This is a genomic window from Streptomyces sp. NPDC104581 (genome assembly GCF_055583685.1).
The window spans coordinates 13,843-29,570 of sequence record NZ_JBVJNN010000037.1 but is presented as its reverse complement, the minus strand read 5'-3'; the positions used below and the strand labels follow the sequence as shown (position 1 = coordinate 29,570).

Genomic DNA, 15,728 nt, shown 5'->3' with positions numbered 1-15,728 from the left:
CCACCGAGGAGTCGACGTGGCGGACAGGGACGACGCGGACCGATTGGCGCGGTATCACCGCAAGCGCCGGTTCGACACCACGGACGAGCCGCGCGGCGAGACCGCGCGTCCCGCCGGCGAACCGTCGTTCGTCGTCCAGATCCATGACGCGCGCCGGCTGCACTTCGACTTCCGGCTGGAGGTGGACGGCGTACTCAGGTCCTGGGCGGTGCCGCGCGGCCCGTCCACCGACCCGGGTGACAGGCGCCTGGCGGTGCCCACCGAGGACCATCCGCTGGAGTACCGCGAGTACGAGGGCGTCATCGCCGGCGGCGAGTACGGCGCCGGCCCAGTCATCGTCTGGGACCAGGGCACCTACCGGCCGCTCGGCGGCGGCGCCGCCGACTTCGCCGCGGCCCTGGACAGGGGCCACGCGTCCTTCCGCCTCGACGGTACGAAGCTGCGCGGCGCCTACGCGCTCACCCGCTTCCGCGACGGCCGGGACGGCTCCGCCGAGGCATGGCTGCTGGTGCGGAAGACCGGCCCCGGCAGCACCCGCTCGGGTCCGGCCACGCCCGATCCCCGGCGGGCCCGCTCCGCGCGCTCCGGACGGACACTGAGCCAGGTCGCGCGGGGTACGCCGGGGCGGAACATGCCCGATCATGGAGGCAGCAGCGTCCCCCGATCCGAAAGCGGCGACCATGCTTGACGCAGACCCTGACACCGGCCTCGGCGCGGACCTCGACGCGGAGGACGTCCGCCGTATCGCGCTGTCCCTGCCGCGGACCGTGGAGAAGGAACTCTGGAACATCCCCACCTTCCACGTCGAGGGGCGGATGTTCGTCACGGTGCCCGACGACGGTACGTCGTTCGCGGTCCGCTGCCCCAAGTTCGAGCGCACGGAGCTGATCGCGGCGGAGCCGGAGAAGTTCTGGGTGCCGCCGCACGAGGCCAACTCCTCATGGGTACGGGCCCGGTTGGCCGCTCTGGAGGACGAGAAGGAGCTGTACGACATCCTGGTCGACTCCTGGAAGCAGGCCGCGCCCGCCGAACTCACGGAGTCGTTCGAGCACTGATCGGCCGGAGCCGGCCGATGAGTTCCGGGGCGTCCGCCGGTCCGAACCGGGGACAGTGAGAACCACCGAGCACAGGAGCCCCGCATGATCCCCGATGACGCCGTCACCGGCCGGCCCGCCGCCGGGGGCGGTCCGGCCGGCCACGCCGTACCCGGTGGCGAGGTGCCCGGCGGTCCCGCGCGCCTGGTCGAGGCCAACGGCGTGCCCCTGTGCGTCCAGACCTTCGGCAGCCCCACCGACCCGGCGATCCTGCTGATCAGCGGCGCGGGAAGTCCGATGGACGGCTGGGACGAGGGGTTCTGCGTCCGGCTCGCGGCCGGCGGGCGCCATGTCGTCCGCTACGACCACCGGGACACCGGCCGGTCCGTCAACTCCCCGGCGGGCGCCCCCGGCTACACCTTCTCGGCCCTGCTGGCGGACGCCGTGGGCGTGCTCGACGTCCTCGGCGTGGCACGGGCCCATGTGGTGGGCATCTCCATGGGCGGAGGTCTCGCGCAGTGCCTGGCCGTCGCGCATCCGGAGCGGGTCGTGACGCTCACCCTGGTCTCCACCAGCCCGGCGGGTCCCACCGAGCGGGAGCTGCCGCCCCCGTCGGACTCCCTGCGCGCGGCGTTCGCCGATCCCGCCCCCGAGCCGGACTGGTCGGACCGCGCGGCGGTGATCGCGTACATGGTCGAGGCCGAACGGCTCTTCGCCGGTTCGGCGCCGTTCGACGAGGACGCGGTACGCGAGGCGTCGGACCGGATCGTGGACCGCACCACCGACATCGAGGCGGCCCTGAAGAACCACTGGGCGCTCCCGGACGACGGTGAGCCGCTCACGGTCCGGCTGTCGGAGGTGACCGCGCCCACCCTCGTCCTGCACGGCACCGAGGATCCGCTCTTCCCCCTCGACCACGCGCGGGCGCTGGCCGAGGGCATCCCCGACGCCCGTCTGGCCGCCCTGGACGGGGTCGGTCACCAGGCGCCGCCGGCGAGGGTGTGGGACATCGCTGTTCCCGCCGTACTCCACCACACGGACCGGAACTGAGAGATCGCCGGCGGACGGGCCGAGTCGGCACGCCGGTGGCGGAGTCGCCGGGTCACCCCGGCAGTGGCTCGTCGGCGAGGTAGGGCGGCGCGGGCTCGTACTGGATGTACCGGCGGACCGCGCGGGCGTGGTCGCGTCCGTGGAGCCGGCCGACCAGCCACAGGGCCATGTCGATGCCCGCGGACACGCCCTGGCTGGTGACCAGGTTCCCGTCCACGACATAGCGGGCGTCGCGGACGACGGTGATGTCTCCCCGGGCCTGGAGCTCGTCCTCGAAACCGTGGTGGGTGGCCACGCGCCGGCCGCGCGCCGGGCCCGCCTCGTGCAGCAGCAGCGAACCGGTGCACACACCGGTGACCCAGTCGGCCCCGGCGGCCGTCACGCCGATCCACCGTGTCAGCGTGACGTTGTCGACCTCGCGGCGGGTGCCCCCGCCACCGGGGACGAGCAGCACGTCGAGGGGCGGGCAGTCACCGAATGTGTGGTCGGGCAGGACCCGCATGCCCTTGTTGCACCGGACGGGGCCGGGGCGCTCCGCCACGAGGACGGCGGTGTCGGCCCGGTCGCGCAGCATGGCGGAGACGGTGAACACCTCCCAGGGGCCGGCGAAGTCCAGCTCCTCCGCGCCGTCGAAGATGAGCAGTCCGTAGGTGGTCATGCGCGGTCCTCCGTGGTCGGGGATGGTCGAGCCGGGCACCGGTCCGGCGGTCAGGCGTGTCCGCCGGTCGAGCGGAACCGGTCGCGGTAGTCGCTGGGCGTCACCCCGCAGTGGCGGTGGAACGCCCGCCGCAGCGACTCGGAGCTGCCGAGTCCGCAGCGGCGCGCGATGGTGGTGACCGGTTCGTCGCCGCCGGTCAGTGCCCGCTGCGCGGCCTCGACCCGTACGCGTTCCACGTACTGGGCGGGCCCCACCCCCAGCTCCGCGGTGAACCGGCGCTGGAGGTGACGGGGGCTCAGTCCGGCGCGGTCGGCCAGGTCCGCCAGGGTGTGCGGCGCACCGGGGTCGGCGTGAACGGCGGTCACGGCGGCACGGATCGGGTCGGAGACCGGCTGCGCGGACCAGAGCGGCACGCTGAACTGGGCCTGGCTGCCGGGTCTGCGCAGGAAGAGGACGAGCCACTGCGCCACGGCGTGCGCCGCCTCCCGGCCGAGGTCGTCCTCGACGAGCGCGAGGGCCAGATCCATCCCGGCGGTCACTCCGGCCGAGGTCCAGACCCGTCCGTCGCGGACGAAGACCGGCCGGGTGTCGACGGCCAGCGCCGGGTACTCCCGCCGCAGCTGGGCGTCCCGGCTCCAGTGGGTGGTGACGCGGCGGCCGGTGAGCAGCCCGGTGGCGGCGAGCAGGAACACGCCACTGCACACGGAGGTGACCCGGCGGGCCGTGGCCGCCGCCGCGGCGATCCACTCGACGAGGGCGGGGTCGCGCGCGGCGTCGTCGACCCCTTGGCCGCCGGACACGACCAGGGTGTCGATCCCCGTGGGGTCCAGGTCACCGATCCCGTGGTCGGCGTGGACACGGAGCCCGCCGGCGGAGCGCACGGGGCCGGCGGCGGGGGCCACGGTCCGGCAGTCGTAGGCGCGCCCCGGCCGGCCCGCCTGCTGGAACACCTCGAAGGGTCCCGAGAGGTCGAGCGACTGGAATCCCTCGAAGACCACGAAGACGACGCGTCGCTGTTGCACGCCGTCCAGCCTGCGGGCCCGGTGATCGCGTCGTCAACGACGTACGGCCCACACATCACGCCATGGTCGCGGGCCATGGCCGGGAGCACCTCTGCCGCCGGGCCGGGCGCGGGAATTCGGTTGGGTGAACCTCCGCCCCGCCTGACCATCAAGATAATTCGATCATGTTTGAGTACCTTTTATGAGAAATCGCCTGAAACTCAGCATGTTCCTCGTCGCCACGAGCTCCCTCGCGGTGGCGGCAGGCCCGCTGCCCACCCCCCAGGAGGCCACCGCCCAGCCCTACACCGCGCCGCTGCACCGCTCGGAAGCGCCTCTGCTGGACCGCTACATCGTGTCCGTCGACGCCGCCTTCGACGCGAGCAGGCTGCTCAACCGGGCCGGGGTGAAGCCCCTGTTCACGTACAGGAGCGTGCTGAGCGGGTTCGCGGCCGAGCTGAGCGCCGCCCAGCTCAAGACCGTCCGGGCGACGCCGGGCGTGACGGCCGTCGAGCAGGACTCCGAGGTGAAGGCGCTGGAGACCGTGGACGGCGGCGGGCGCGCGGCCGCCTCGTCCTGGGGCCTGGACCGGATCGACCAGCGGGCGCTGCCGCTGGACGGCCAGTACACGGCGGAGCAGAAGGGCAAGGGCGTCACCGCGTACGTCATCGACACGGGCATCGAGTACGGCCACGACGAGTTCGGCGGTCGCGCCGAGCCGGGCTACGACGCGATCGGCGACGGCCGGCAGGGCAAGGACTGCCAGGGCCACGGCACGCATGTGGCGGGCACGGTGGCCGGCCGTACGTACGGTGTGGCTCCCGAGGCGGACCTGGTGAGCGTCCGCGTGCTGGACTGCACGGGCAAGGGCACCTGGTCGGGGATCCTGGCGGGCTTCGACTGGGTGGCCGACAACGCCAAGCAGCCGGCGGTGCTGAACGGCTCGCTCGGCGGTCCGAAGTCCACCGCCGTGAACAGCGCGGCGACGGCGCTCTCGAAGAAGGGTGTCCTGCCGGTGATCGCCGCCGGCAACGACGCGGTCGACGCCTGCTCCGTCTCACCGGCCTCCGCCGACGGCGTCGTGACGGTCGGCGCGACCGACCGGGAGGACGAGCAGGCCGATTTCTCCAACCACGGGAAGTGTCTGTCGCTGTACGCGCCGGGCGCCGCGATCGTGTCGGCCAAGCTCGGCGGCGGCAGCGCCTCGCTGAACGGCACCTCGATGGCCTCTCCCCATGTCGCCGGGGTGGCCGCCCTCTACAAGGCGCAGAACCCGGACGCGACGCCGGACGAGATCGCGAACTGGCTCGGCGGCTCGGCCACCCGGGACAGGCTGTCCGCCGTCAGCGAGGGCTCGCCGAACCGGCTGCTGTTCACCAACGGGCTCTGACCCCAGGGGCGCCGACGGCCGGTGGAGACCCACATGGCGCACGAAGAAGCGATTCTGCAACCGGCTGATCGAGGGATCGGCCGGACTGTCCGGAGAAGGTCCGCGCGGCCGGGGACAGGCTCTCGACGTCCTGTCACGCACCGTCCGCTTCACAAGGAGTTCCCTGTGCGACTTCGTTCCAGTGTGGCCGCCACAGTCGGCGCCCTCGCCCTCGTCATCACCCTGCCGGCCTCGGCCGGCGCGGCCGAGGGTGACTTCACCTACCAGCACGTCGACCAGGCGGGCGTCGCGCAGACGTCGAGTCTGGTGGACCCGCGGAGCCGTGAGTGCATCACGCTGCCCGAGGTCGGGGACGAGCGGACGGAGCCGGCGCACTCCCCGCGCAACAACACGGACGCCACGGCGACCGTCTTCGCGGGCGCCGACTGTGAGGGCGCGCACTTCTCCCTTCGGCCCAACGGGGGCAAGGCCTCCGAGCGGCTGAAGGTCCGTTCGGTCGTCTTCAGCTGACGGGCTGAGTCACCGGCCCACCGACCGGTGGGCCCCGCCGGCCGCCGAGCCGGCCGGGTCCACCGACCAGCCGCCCCGCCACGAGCGTCCGCGCACGTGCCGGGGCGGCGCCATGCGCGGGCGCTGACGGCTGACGCGTGCGCCCCGCGGTCGTGCGGTCGTGCGCCGGGGTGCGGACGCCGTCAGGCGTACTCCCTCTCCCTCGGCGTGAAGATCAGGTTGCGGCTCTTGTCGGGGCGGTCCCCGGTGATGGGCACGAGGCTCCCGTCCGACTCCGAGATCCACCGGAACGTGTAGTCGAGTCCCGCGAAGGGCTCGGTCAGCCTGCCGAGGAGCGTCTTGTGCAGGGCTTCGAGAATGATGACCGGCCGGTCGCGCTCGATAGCGCGCCGGGCTCCGGCCAGCACGCTCGGTTCATGGCCCTCCACGTCGATCTTGATCAGGTCGACCGGGGTCTCCCCCAGGGTCTCGTCCACGGTGAGCAGCTGGACCCGGGTGGTGAACGCGCTGGCCACCGGCTTGGTGAACTCCTCCAGCGAGGAGCCGGTGGAGAGCAGGTTCGACAGCGGGAAGCGGATGTTGATGTCGGCGGTCCCCACGCGGTCCGAGACGCCGTTCTGGTGCGGCACGAGATTCCGCAGACCGTTCGCCCGGTGGTTGACGGCCAGCCTCGCGTGGATCGGCGGCACCGGCTCGAAGGCGTGCACGGTGGCCCCGGGAGCGGCCAGGGCCGCGATCATCGCGTAGTAGCCGACGTGCGCGCCGATGTCGAGGATCGTACGGCTGGTGGCCGCGAGCCGGCTCCAGTGGCGCAGGCTCGCCGACTCGTAACCGAAGCGGCCGTTCCACACGGTGTCGAGGGCGACGGCCTCGTCGTTCGCGCAGAACATGACGAACGGCGGGCAGTGCTCGGAGTCGATCTCGACCCAGCCGTGGTGCGGGAAACCCTTGCGGTGCGTCGTGAGGATGTCGGAGGTCTTGACGGGCCTGATCCGGGCCGCCTCCCGCGCCGTCCGCCGGTTCGTCTCCTCGAGATCGCGGATCCGGGTCCCGGCCCGTCCGCCGGCCGGCCGGCCCGGCTGCGGCTTCCCGGCGCTCGCGACTGATGAGATCTTGCGGAGGATCTTCACTGGGCTCCTTGATGTCGTTCAGGTGGCCGGGGGACGGGCCGATGGTGTCGACACCGGGTGAGCGGCGGATGTTGGCGCGGTGAACGCGCGGGGAACCATCCCGTCCGGTGCGCGGACCACGCGCCGCCCGCTCGCTCGCGGTCACGGCGGGCGCGGTGCGACGGCCGGGCGCGGTGGGCGGGGTGCCGCCGGGAGCCTGGGTTAGCGTGCGGTATGCCCTCTGACAACAGCACACGTTTCGGCAGGATCGGCATCTGGAGTTCGGCCCTGCACGCCTCCGGCCCCGACGGTGCCGCGGCGGTCTCGACGGCGGTCGCCGAACTCGACGCACTGGGATACGGAACGGTCTGGATGGGCGGCAGCCCATCGCTCGGCCAGGTGGTTCCGGTCATCGAGGCCACCCGGCACATCACCGTCGCGACCGGCATCCTCAGCATCTGGGAGCACGAGGCGCCGGCCGTCGCCGAGCGGACGGCGCGGATCCAGCGGGAGGCGGCGGGGCGCTTCGTCCTCGGACTGGGTGTCAGCCACGGCGGATTCACACCGAACTACGCGCGGCCCTACTCGACCATGGTCGAGTACCTCGACGCCCTGGACGCCGCGTCCGAACCGGTGCCGGAGTCCGGGCGCGTCCTCGCCGCGCTCGGGCCGAAGATGCTGAAGCTGTCGGCGGACCGCGCGGCGGGTGCGCACCCCTATCTCGTCACGGCGGAGCACACGGCGGAGGCGCGCGCGACACTCGGGCCCCACGCGCTGCTCGCGCCGGAGCTGACCGTCGTACTGGACACGGACATCGACCGGGCCCGTACGGTGGCGCGCGGGATGCTGTCGACGTATCTCCAGCTGCCCAACTACACGAACAACCTGCTGCGGCTCGGCTTCACCGAGGGCGACTTCGCGGACGGCGGCAGCGACCGGCTGCTGGCCGCGCTCTTCGCACTGGGCGACGCAGGGACGGTACGTACCCGTGTGGCCGAGTACAGGGACGCAGGTGCCGACCATCTGGCGCTCCAGGTGCTGACGGGCGACCGGGCCCGGGACCTGCCGCTCGCCGAGTGGCGCACGCTCGCCGAGGCGCTGGAACTGACGCCGCGGAGCTGACCGCGCGGGACTGACACCATGTCATGAGCCCGCCGACGTAGCTGAGTTGACGTCGGCGGGCTTGGTTCGCACCGGTTCCGTCCTGTCGTCGGACACCGAGTGCGGGGGCGCGACGGACGGCGAGGAAGACGGGCTTCACGGAAGCGAAGAACCCGCCTCCGCCGGTCGCCGGCCCGGAGCGTACGGCCGGAGCGGTCAGACGCGTTCCAGGACGACCACCGGGATCACCCGGTCCGTCTTGGTCTGGTACTCGTCGTACGCGGGCCAGACCTCGGCCATCCGGCGCCACATCTCCGGCTTCTCCTCCGGGGTCGCGGTGCGGGCGCGGGCGGTGAAGCGATCGCCCTTCACCTGTACCCGGACCTCGGGGTCGGCCTGGATGTTGAGGTACCAGAGCGGCGGCGAGTCGTCGCCGCCCTTGGAGGCGACGACCAGCAGGTCGTCGCCGTGGGTGCGGTAGATGAGGGGGGTGCTGCGCTGCTCGCCGCTCTTGCGGCCGGTGGTGGTGAGGATCAGCGTGGTCGTGCCGTTCTCCCAGTCGTGCCCCACCTCACCGTCGGTCTCCTGGTAGCGCTTCACATGCTCTTTGCCGAACAGCATCTGCCGTCTCCTTAGGTGGGTCTCGCTCCGCCCGGGGCACCCCGCGTACGGAGGTCCCGGGTCCGTGCGCATCCGACCGTAGCAACGTCCGCGCGGTGGCGGAGGTCGCACGGCGCGCGCCACGCGGCGCTTGTCCGATTCCGTCAACAGGGGTGCGGAGGCGGTTATTCCGGCGTACCGGTCCCGTGATTAGCGCGGCAGTCTGCCCAGTTGCAGTGTGTCGGCGAAGGAGTCCTCCCACGTACGCCATTTCCCGGGGACTTCCGATGGCTTTACATATGCGTACGCGTAACCGTACTCACCCTCGTACTCGTGCGCCGCCGCGACGGGAGTACGCCCGCGCGCATGACCGCCGGCAGCCGCCCCCTCGTAACGGTCGTGAATTTCCGACTCGTCGATCAGAGAGGGGCTGGCGCGGTCCATCCGCAGGGCGTCGACGGATTCCGCGAGCAGTTCGTATTCCGTGGTCTCGTCTCGCGTGGCGACTCGAATGAGATGACCCGCCGCCAGATGTTCAGCGACACGGTCCTGATGGTCTTGATTGTCGCGCCAGGCACGCAGCAGCTGGGGGACGTCGGGGACGTTGTCGGCCAGGGGGGCGAGCGCGCGGGCGGGGAATTTGTCGCTCTCGGGGCTCGGATCGAGGCGTTCGGCAATCCAGGTCGCCCGGTCCCGTAACCACCACAGTGCAAGTGACAGAGTGGGGGCGCGGTACGTTCCCAGGGGTACGCCTATACGCTGACCGCCACTGACTCCGTAGGCGGTGACATGGCACAGGAATTCATCATGCACGGCCGCTCTCCTCGCGCCGTTCATTGGTGGCCCGGTGGCCTGGGACGTAATGCTGAGTGGTGACCGTACGCGGTGGCGGGGCGATTCCCGTGGGGGCGGAATGAATGATCTTTTGGGGGGCGCCCGACGTTTTATTATGTAGTTCTCCGACGCACTGTCACGCCATCATTCTGGCCAGAGTTGGAGGGTGCTAATCCATCTCCCCGGCGGAAATTCCGCACGGCGGCGGGATGCCCCGCCGACCCCTGCGGGCGTGCCGGCCGTCGCCCAACCGCCTTGCACCGCACCGACCTTGACGTTCACTGTATGGAGTAGCAGCGAAACGCTGCGGAACCAGGACAGCAGGGGGGGCACATGGCGACGGGGAGAGACAGTGACGAGAAAGAGACGGGTCCGGACGGTGGCGGGGAGCCGGTCACGGACACGGGTGCGGACACGGGTGCGGAAGCCGACGGACCCGCCGACGCGTTACCGCCTTCGGTCCCGGCGCGACCGCTGACACCGCCGCCGCCGGCCGCACCGCCCGCCGCACCCCCTGTACAGCCTCCGGTGACACCGCCGCCGCCCGAGCCGTCGGCCTTCGGTCCTCCTCACCCCGCCTCTCCCCCACCGCCGCCGGTGCCCACCGGTCCTCCGGCCGCGGCCGGACATGTGGCCGCCGTCGCGCTCCTCAACCTCACCGGCCTCGGCCTCGGTTACGTACTGATCCGCGACTGGCTCCGTCTCGGTGCCGGCCTGGCGGCGACCGCGGTGTTCCTGATCCTCCTTCTGCCCGCCGACACCGACGGCGCCCCGGGCCCGCTCGTGGCCCTCTACGCCCTGGTGCTGATCGGCGCGGCCCTCGACGGCGCCCGGCGCGCGCGTGGTCCGGCCCCACGCCCGGCGCTGGTGCTCCCCGCCCTGCGGCCCGCACTGGCCGTCGCGCTCGCTCTCGTACTGCTCGCGATTCCGGTGGGCGGCGCCGTCGCCTACGAGGCGGCGCGGGACGAGGCGGTCGAGCGGATGCTGCTCGACCGGCTCGCCGAAGCGGACAAGCAGGTCGAGGCGCTGCGCGTCAGCGACCGGAGCGACAAGACCGCGGGTTATGTCTCCGCCCTCGGTGTCTACCGTGAAATCGGCGAGAACGAGGGCGGTTCGAGGGCCGGGAGGCTCGTGCCGGAGCGGCTGGAGAGGTTCTACGACGCCGTCTCCCGTCCGTACACCGAGAAGAGGTACTGCGAGGCCGTCGGCCCGCTCAAGTACCTGCGTGAGGTGCCCGATTCGATCGACGCGGAGCTGCTCGGCAATCTGGCCGCGTGGCCTGACGAACCGTTGGCCGTCTCGCTCCTCGCGTGCGGACGGACCGGACTGGCCGCGGGCGCGGGCGCGTCGGGCACCGACGGCGGCGAACTCGCCGAACTCCTCTCCGCGTTCCCCGACTCGGCTCAGGCGGCGGCCGTGGTGCCCGCTGTCGACGCCGCCATCGGCGAGCGCCGGAAGAAGCTGGGCGGCGGCGATCCGTGCACGTCCACCACGGAGTTGGAGAACATCTCCGACCTGGTGAAGTCCTTCGAGACGGACACCGCGGCCCTGACGAGGAGCGCGGCGTCGGCCGTGGAGTCCGGGACCTACGCCTGCGGCGTGGACCAGTTCAGGGACAAACGCTTCGACCTGGCGCTGGAGACACTGACGTCCTTCCGGTCCACGTACAGGAACAGCGACCGCCGGGACCGTGCCCGGGACATCGCCATCGCCGCCGAGATCGCCGGGGAGCGCGCGGCGGCCGGCAAGCGGCTGCCACCCGAGAAGGCGCCCGGCGGCCCCCGGCTGGAGGTGGTGATCAGCAACGACGCCTCGGACGCGGTGGAGATCCTCTACACGGGGCCCGTGACCGGCACGGTCGAGATCAAGGCGTGCGGCGGGTGCGAGAACTACTCCAGCTACGACGCCGTCGACAGGGCGTGCAAGGACTCCGGCAAGGGCTATCCGAAGAAGACGCTGCGGCTGCCGGTGGGCGACTACCACTTCCTGCTCAAGCACTCCGGGGACGCGGCCGACGACGTGACGAGCACGACGGACGGGATGTCGATCGATCCCGGCTACTCGTACACGTATTGCAGCTATGTGGTCGAGTCGGGTCCGTTCGACTCGATCCGCCCCGTGGACCCGCTGGAGCCGCTGCTGGGCCGTTAGGCCGTGTCTGACAAATTCCGCCTGGCTCGCGGCGCCATTTGTCAGACACGGCCTAGTGCCGTCGGGCGGCGGCCCGGCGGGCCGTCAGGAGGGCCAGTGGGGTGGTCGCCGCCCACGCCTGGGGTGAGCAGGAGTGCGGGTACGGGATGAGTCCGTGGCCGTCCTGTCGTGGGTGGCCGGCGATGACCTCGGGCAGCCGGTGACCGTGGGCCGCCGCCGCGTCGAGGAGGCCGTCGCTGACCCGCGCGGCCTCCTCGTGCAGTCCGTGGCGGGCCAGCCCGAGCACGATGACGGCGTTGTCGTGCGGCCAGATGGAGCCCCGGTGGTAGGAGAGCGGGTGGTACGGGGCCTGGCCGGCCGCGAGGGTGCGGACGCCCCAGCCCGAGAAGAAGTCGGGCTCCAGGAGCCGGCGGCCGACGGTCCGGCCGCGCTCGTCGTCGAGGATGCCCGACCAGAGCAGGTGTCCGGCGTCCGAGGCCAGCGCGTCGACCCGGCGCCCCGCCCCGTCGAGGGCGAGGGCGGGAAAACCGCGGTGGGGCATCCAGAAGTCGTCGTGGAAGCGGGCCCTCAACCGGGCCGCCTCCGCGTCGAGCCGGTCTCCCCGGGCCGGGTCGTCCCATGCCGTGCGGGCGAGGGCAGCCGCGCCCCGCAGGGCGTCGTACGCGTAGCCCTGGGCCTCGGCCACGGCGATGGCGCCCGTCGCCTGCGTGCCGTCGGCGAAGCAGACCGCTCCGGCGGAGTCCTTCCAGTTCTGGTTGAGCAGGCCGGCGGGGTCGGAGGCGTAGACGAGATAGCCGTGCCGGTCGAGTCCGCCGTGTTCGAACATCCAGCGGACGGCGGCGCGGGCGTGCGTCCGCAGGCGGCGCGCGAGGGTGAGGTCCCCGGTCTGCCGCGCGTGGGCGGCCAGGAGCGCGACGAAGAGCGGGGTGCTGTCGACGGAGCCGTAGTAGCGGCCGTAGGGGACCTGCCGGAAGTGGGAGAGCTCGCCGTGCCGGATCTCGTGCACGATCTTGCCGGGCTGGGCCACGGCCGCCGGGTCGTGGGTGGTGGCCTGGGTGGCGGCGAGCGCAAGGAGCGTCGACTCGGCGACGTGTGGCAGATGGGGCAGGGTGAAGAACGAGGTGAGAAGTGAGTCGCGGCCGAACAGGGTGAGGAACCAGGGGACGCCGGCGCCGGGGACGTTCAGGTCCTCACCGTCCGGGCCGGTGGCCGGGATGTGGAGCAGGGCGAGGTCGGCGAGACCTCGGGCGACGGCCCGGCCGAGCGGGGTGGTGTCGCCGGTGGGGAGCGCGGTCGCGGTGTCGGCCGGCACGGCGAGGAGGCGGGAGGTCTCCCGCCGTATCCGCTTATCGGCCCCCTCGGGCCCGGACGGGGCGGGCGGTGGTGCGGCGGCGCCGTGGGCGCGCGCCGTGACGGTCAGGGTGAGTTCGGCGCTGCCGTGGGCGGGCAGTGTCAGCTGCCAGGTGAGGTGGCGGCCGGCGCCGTGGCCGGTGACGGTGGTCGGCGCGGGGCTCGCGGTGACCGTGGTGGACGAGCGCCACTCGCCGCGCCGGTAGGTGAACTCGACGCCGCCGGGGACGGGCCGGGCGTCCCGGCGGGCGCCGGGCTTGTCGTACGTACGCCGGTCGCCCCGCAGTTCGAACTGGTCGGCGAAGTCGGCGCCGGCCTCGACGGTGACGGTGAGGGCGGTGTCCTCGGCGATGTTGCTGATGATCCGTACGCCCTCCACCAACCGGCCCCGGGCGAGGGCCTGTCGGCGCAGCAGTGTCCAGTCGGAGGGTTCGTCGCGGGTGCTGCTCGCGGTGAGGACCGCCGTCGTGCCGCCGGTGGGGTCGCCGGGGACGAGGGTGGTGGGCCGGGCTCCGTCGACGGTGAGCCGCCAGCGGCTCAGGTGGCGCGCGTCGCGGACGAAGAGTCCGTCGGGTGATCCGCCGCGGGTGCCGGTGATGTCGCCGCTGCCGTCGAGCGCGGCGAACGTGCCCGCGTGGACGAGGAGTTGGGGTGCGGTGCTCATCGGGCCACGTCCTGGCCGGGGTCGCCGGCGCGGGCGAGCAGGTCGAGCACGACGGCCGCGGTCCAGCTGAAGTCGGTGGTGCCGCGCGCCCGTCCGGTGCGCGGGTCGACGTACTCGGCGAAGCCGGAGGCACCGGCCGAGGTGAGGATCGCCAGCCGCAGGGCGTTGGCGCTCCGGTGCGCACCGTGCCGGCGGAGTCCGCGCTCCAGGGCCCAGTTGGTGTTGAACCAGGCCGGTCCCCGCCAGTAGCGGGAGGGGTCGAAGGAGGCGCCGCGCAGATCGTAGCTGGGGGCGAGGGCCGTGGTGGAGCCGAGTCCGAAGTGGTCGCCGGACGCGGTGCGCAGCAGGGTCTCCACGATGTCGCCGGGCAGGTCGGGCACCAGGAGCGGGAGCAGACCGGTGACGCTCTTCTCCTCGATGGGTGTGCCGGTGCGCAGGTCGTGGCAGAGGAACAGCCCGGCCTCTTGGTGCCAGAGCCGGGCCACCAGGGCGGTGGTGAGTGCGCGGGCGCGTTCCCGGTGGGGTTCCGGGTCCTGACCGAGGGTCAGGGCGATGGCGGCCAGGGCGTGTTCGGAGACGATGAGGAAGGCGTTGAAGCCGGGGTCCTCGACGATGAACTCGTGGGGTGGTCGGATGCCCGTGCGGTCGGTGCGGCCGGCGCGACCGCGCTCCGTGCCGCTGCTCCCGGTGCCGGTGTCCCGGTCGGTGCCGGTGTCCTGGTCGGTGTAGCCGCGGTCGCGGTAGCGGGTCGCCAGGCGTACGTAGCGGCCGTAGTCGAGGTCGGTGGGCCGGTCGGCGGCGGCACCGTGCGTGAGGTCCGCCCGGCGGAAGGAGGTGGCGGGCGCCGGGTCGACCCGCTCCAACGGCCGGTCCCAGCAAGGGCTGTTGTCCATGCCGGGTTCCCACGGGTGCAGTACGGACACGAGCCCGTGGCCACCGAGGTCGCGGTTGGCGTGCAGATAGCCGTGCCAGGCGGTGAGCCGTGGGTGGACCCGCTCCAGGAAGCGGCGGCGCCCGGACGTCTCGGGGTCGCTCTCGTGGACGAGCCAGGCGGCGAGGGCGTGTACGGGTGGCTGGACGATCCCGGAGGTCTCGATGTCCACGGGCGCCCCCACCGCGGCTCCGGCGGTGCTGGAGCGCCAGAAGTCGGGGCTCGGGAAGTACGCCTCGTGCGGCACGGCCGGGTTGAACACGATGTGCGGGATCCGGCCGTCGCCCCACTGGGCGCCGAGGAGGGTTTCGAGTTCGCGCTGGGCCCGGCGGGGGGAGAGGCGGGCCAGTCCGATGGCGATGAAGGCGGAGTCCCAGCTCCACTGGTGCGGGTAGAGGGTGTGGGAGGGCACGGTCGAGGCGCCGGTCCAGTTGGCCAGCAGAACACGGGACGCGGCGGCGCGCAGGGCCCGGTGGCCGGGCAGCGTCCCGTACCCGTCCTCAACGGGCGGCGCGGCCGGGCCCGCGGTGGCGGCGGTCACGCGCCCGACCTTCGCAGCAGGGTGGGGATGGAGCGTACGGCTTCGACGGGGTCGCCGGTCAGCCTGCACTCGACGGCGAGCCAGCCCTCGTACCCGACGGAGTGGAGCGCGGCGAGCCAGGCGGGCCAGTCCAGATGGCCGGCGCCGGGCTGGAACCGGTTGGAGTCGCTGACCTGCGCGTGCCCGATCCAGGGCGCGGCGGCGAGGATGGCGCCCGCCGGGTCGGCCTCCTCGATGTTCATGTGGTAGCTGTCGATGCCGATCCGGACGGAGTCGAGGCCGACCGCGCGGATCAACTCGGCCGCCTGGTCGAGCCGGTTGACCATGTGGTCCTCGTAACGGTTGAGCGGCTCCAGGAAGAGGGAGACGCCTTCCCGGCGGGCGTGTTCGCCGAGTTCCGTGAGTCCGTCGAGCAGTACGGCGCGCTCCTCATCGGCGCCGCGCGGCGGTTCGAACGGCGGCAGGCGGCGGGAGAACATGCCGTACGACGCGGGGGTCTGGGCGCCGAGTCCGCCGAGTTCGGCGATCACGGAGAGCTGGGACTTGAGCTGCGCGATCGCGTCGCGGCGCCGGTCGGCGTCGAAGTCCCCGAAGAAGTGGAGCATGTCGACGCAGACGGTCGGCATGACGACGCCGTCCCGCAGCGCGGCGCGGAGTTCGGGCAGGCGCCGCTCGAAGTGGAGGTCGCCCTTGGCGCGCAGTTCGATCCCGTCGAACCCGGCGTCCTGGGCGAAGTCCCACTTCTCCCGCAGGGTCTCCCCCGGAAGCAACTGCTCCTGGCAGGCGGTCTTGAGCATGGGGAAG

At 72.6% G+C, this 15,728-nt stretch carries 14 protein-coding genes and 1 pseudogene; 7 read left to right on the top strand and 8 right to left on the bottom strand.

Annotated features, from left to right (window positions below; translation table 11 throughout):
• The first annotated feature begins 16 nt into the window (after positions 1-16).
• The 3 genes from ACZ61E_RS25445 (at position 17) to ACZ61E_RS25435 (ending at position 2,084) form a co-directional block, all read left to right on the top strand.
• Positions 17-688 carry a DNA polymerase ligase N-terminal domain-containing protein gene (locus tag ACZ61E_RS25445; RefSeq protein ID WP_469702179.1) on the top strand — a complete coding sequence of 224 codons (672 nt, stop codon included), beginning with the start codon at positions 17-19 and terminating at the stop codon, positions 686-688.
• Positions 681-1,055, top strand: a complete 375-nt coding sequence (locus ACZ61E_RS25440; RefSeq protein WP_469702178.1) for an MmcQ/YjbR family DNA-binding protein — start codon at positions 681-683, stop codon at positions 1,053-1,055. The genes ACZ61E_RS25445 and ACZ61E_RS25440 overlap by 8 nt, the downstream gene beginning before the upstream one ends.
• Before the next feature lie 84 nt (positions 1,056-1,139).
• Positions 1,140-2,084, top strand: coding sequence for an alpha/beta fold hydrolase (locus ACZ61E_RS25435; protein ID WP_469702177.1), 945 nt, complete (start codon positions 1,140-1,142; stop codon positions 2,082-2,084).
• A 52-nt stretch (positions 2,085-2,136) separates the two neighbouring features.
• Here ACZ61E_RS25435 and ACZ61E_RS25430 read toward each other — a convergent pair whose 3' ends face one another.
• A complete protein-coding gene (locus ACZ61E_RS25430) occupies positions 2,137-2,742 on the bottom strand; it encodes a DJ-1/PfpI family protein (RefSeq protein WP_469702176.1) in 606 nt (201 codons plus the stop codon).
• Positions 2,743-2,792: 50 nt separating this feature from the next.
• Positions 2,793-3,764, bottom strand: a complete 972-nt coding sequence (locus ACZ61E_RS25425; RefSeq protein ID WP_469702175.1) for a GlxA family transcriptional regulator — start codon at positions 3,762-3,764, stop codon at positions 2,793-2,795.
• Between the two features lie 181 nt (positions 3,765-3,945).
• Between ACZ61E_RS25425 and ACZ61E_RS25420 the strand changes: the two genes are divergently transcribed.
• Together ACZ61E_RS25420 and ACZ61E_RS25415 are read left to right on the top strand one after the other, a co-directional pair.
• Positions 3,946-5,133 carry a S8 family peptidase gene (locus tag ACZ61E_RS25420; protein ID WP_469702174.1) on the top strand — a complete coding sequence of 396 codons (1,188 nt, stop codon included), beginning with the start codon at positions 3,946-3,948 and terminating at the stop codon, positions 5,131-5,133.
• Positions 5,134-5,298: 165 nt separating this feature from the next.
• Positions 5,299-5,643 (top strand): hypothetical protein, encoded by a 345-nt coding sequence (locus ACZ61E_RS25415; protein ID WP_469702173.1) that lies wholly within the window; start codon positions 5,299-5,301, stop codon positions 5,641-5,643.
• 182 nt (positions 5,644-5,825) lie between these two features.
• Here the strand turns inward: ACZ61E_RS25415 and ACZ61E_RS25410 are convergent, their stop codons facing one another.
• On the bottom strand, positions 5,826-6,773 hold the full coding sequence (locus ACZ61E_RS25410; protein ID WP_469702172.1) for an FkbM family methyltransferase: 948 nt from the start codon (positions 6,771-6,773) through the stop codon (positions 5,826-5,828).
• Between the two features lie 213 nt (positions 6,774-6,986).
• Between ACZ61E_RS25410 and ACZ61E_RS25405 the strand changes: the two genes are divergently transcribed.
• Positions 6,987-7,874 (top strand): LLM class F420-dependent oxidoreductase, encoded by an 888-nt coding sequence (locus tag ACZ61E_RS25405; protein ID WP_469702171.1) that lies wholly within the window; start codon positions 6,987-6,989, stop codon positions 7,872-7,874.
• Positions 7,875-8,069: 195 nt separating this feature from the next.
• On the opposite strand, the gene ACZ61E_RS25400 is transcribed toward ACZ61E_RS25405, so the two are convergent.
• Together ACZ61E_RS25400 and ACZ61E_RS25395 are read right to left on the bottom strand one after the other, a co-directional pair.
• Positions 8,070-8,474 carry a nitroreductase family deazaflavin-dependent oxidoreductase gene (locus ACZ61E_RS25400; RefSeq protein WP_469702170.1) on the bottom strand — a complete coding sequence of 135 codons (405 nt, stop codon included), beginning with the start codon at positions 8,472-8,474 and terminating at the stop codon, positions 8,070-8,072.
• Between the two features lie 396 nt (positions 8,475-8,870).
• Positions 8,871-9,266: pseudogene (locus ACZ61E_RS25395) on the bottom strand (hypothetical protein); the annotation flags it as partial.
• Positions 9,267-9,884: 618 nt separating this feature from the next.
• Between ACZ61E_RS25395 and ACZ61E_RS25390 the strand changes: the two are divergent.
• Positions 9,885-11,438, top strand: coding sequence for a hypothetical protein (locus ACZ61E_RS25390; RefSeq protein ID WP_469702169.1), 1,554 nt, complete (start codon positions 9,885-9,887; stop codon positions 11,436-11,438).
• 52 nt (positions 11,439-11,490) lie between these two features.
• Here the strand turns inward: ACZ61E_RS25390 and ACZ61E_RS25385 are convergent, their stop codons facing one another.
• Genes ACZ61E_RS25385 through ACZ61E_RS25375 form a run of 3 tightly spaced genes read right to left on the bottom strand, consistent with a single transcriptional unit; the run spans position 11,491 to position 15,721 of the window.
• Positions 11,491-13,452, bottom strand: coding sequence for an amylo-alpha-1,6-glucosidase (locus tag ACZ61E_RS25385; protein WP_469702168.1), 1,962 nt, complete (start codon positions 13,450-13,452; stop codon positions 11,491-11,493).
• On the bottom strand, positions 13,449-14,924 hold the full coding sequence (locus tag ACZ61E_RS25380) for an MGH1-like glycoside hydrolase domain-containing protein (protein ID WP_469702167.1): 1,476 nt from the start codon (positions 14,922-14,924) through the stop codon (positions 13,449-13,451). The genes ACZ61E_RS25385 and ACZ61E_RS25380 overlap by 4 nt, the downstream gene beginning before the upstream one ends.
• On the bottom strand, positions 14,921-15,721 hold the full coding sequence (locus ACZ61E_RS25375) for a sugar phosphate isomerase/epimerase family protein (protein WP_469702166.1): 801 nt from the start codon (positions 15,719-15,721) through the stop codon (positions 14,921-14,923). The genes ACZ61E_RS25380 and ACZ61E_RS25375 overlap by 4 nt, the downstream gene beginning before the upstream one ends.
• Positions 15,722-15,728 lie beyond the last annotated feature (7 nt).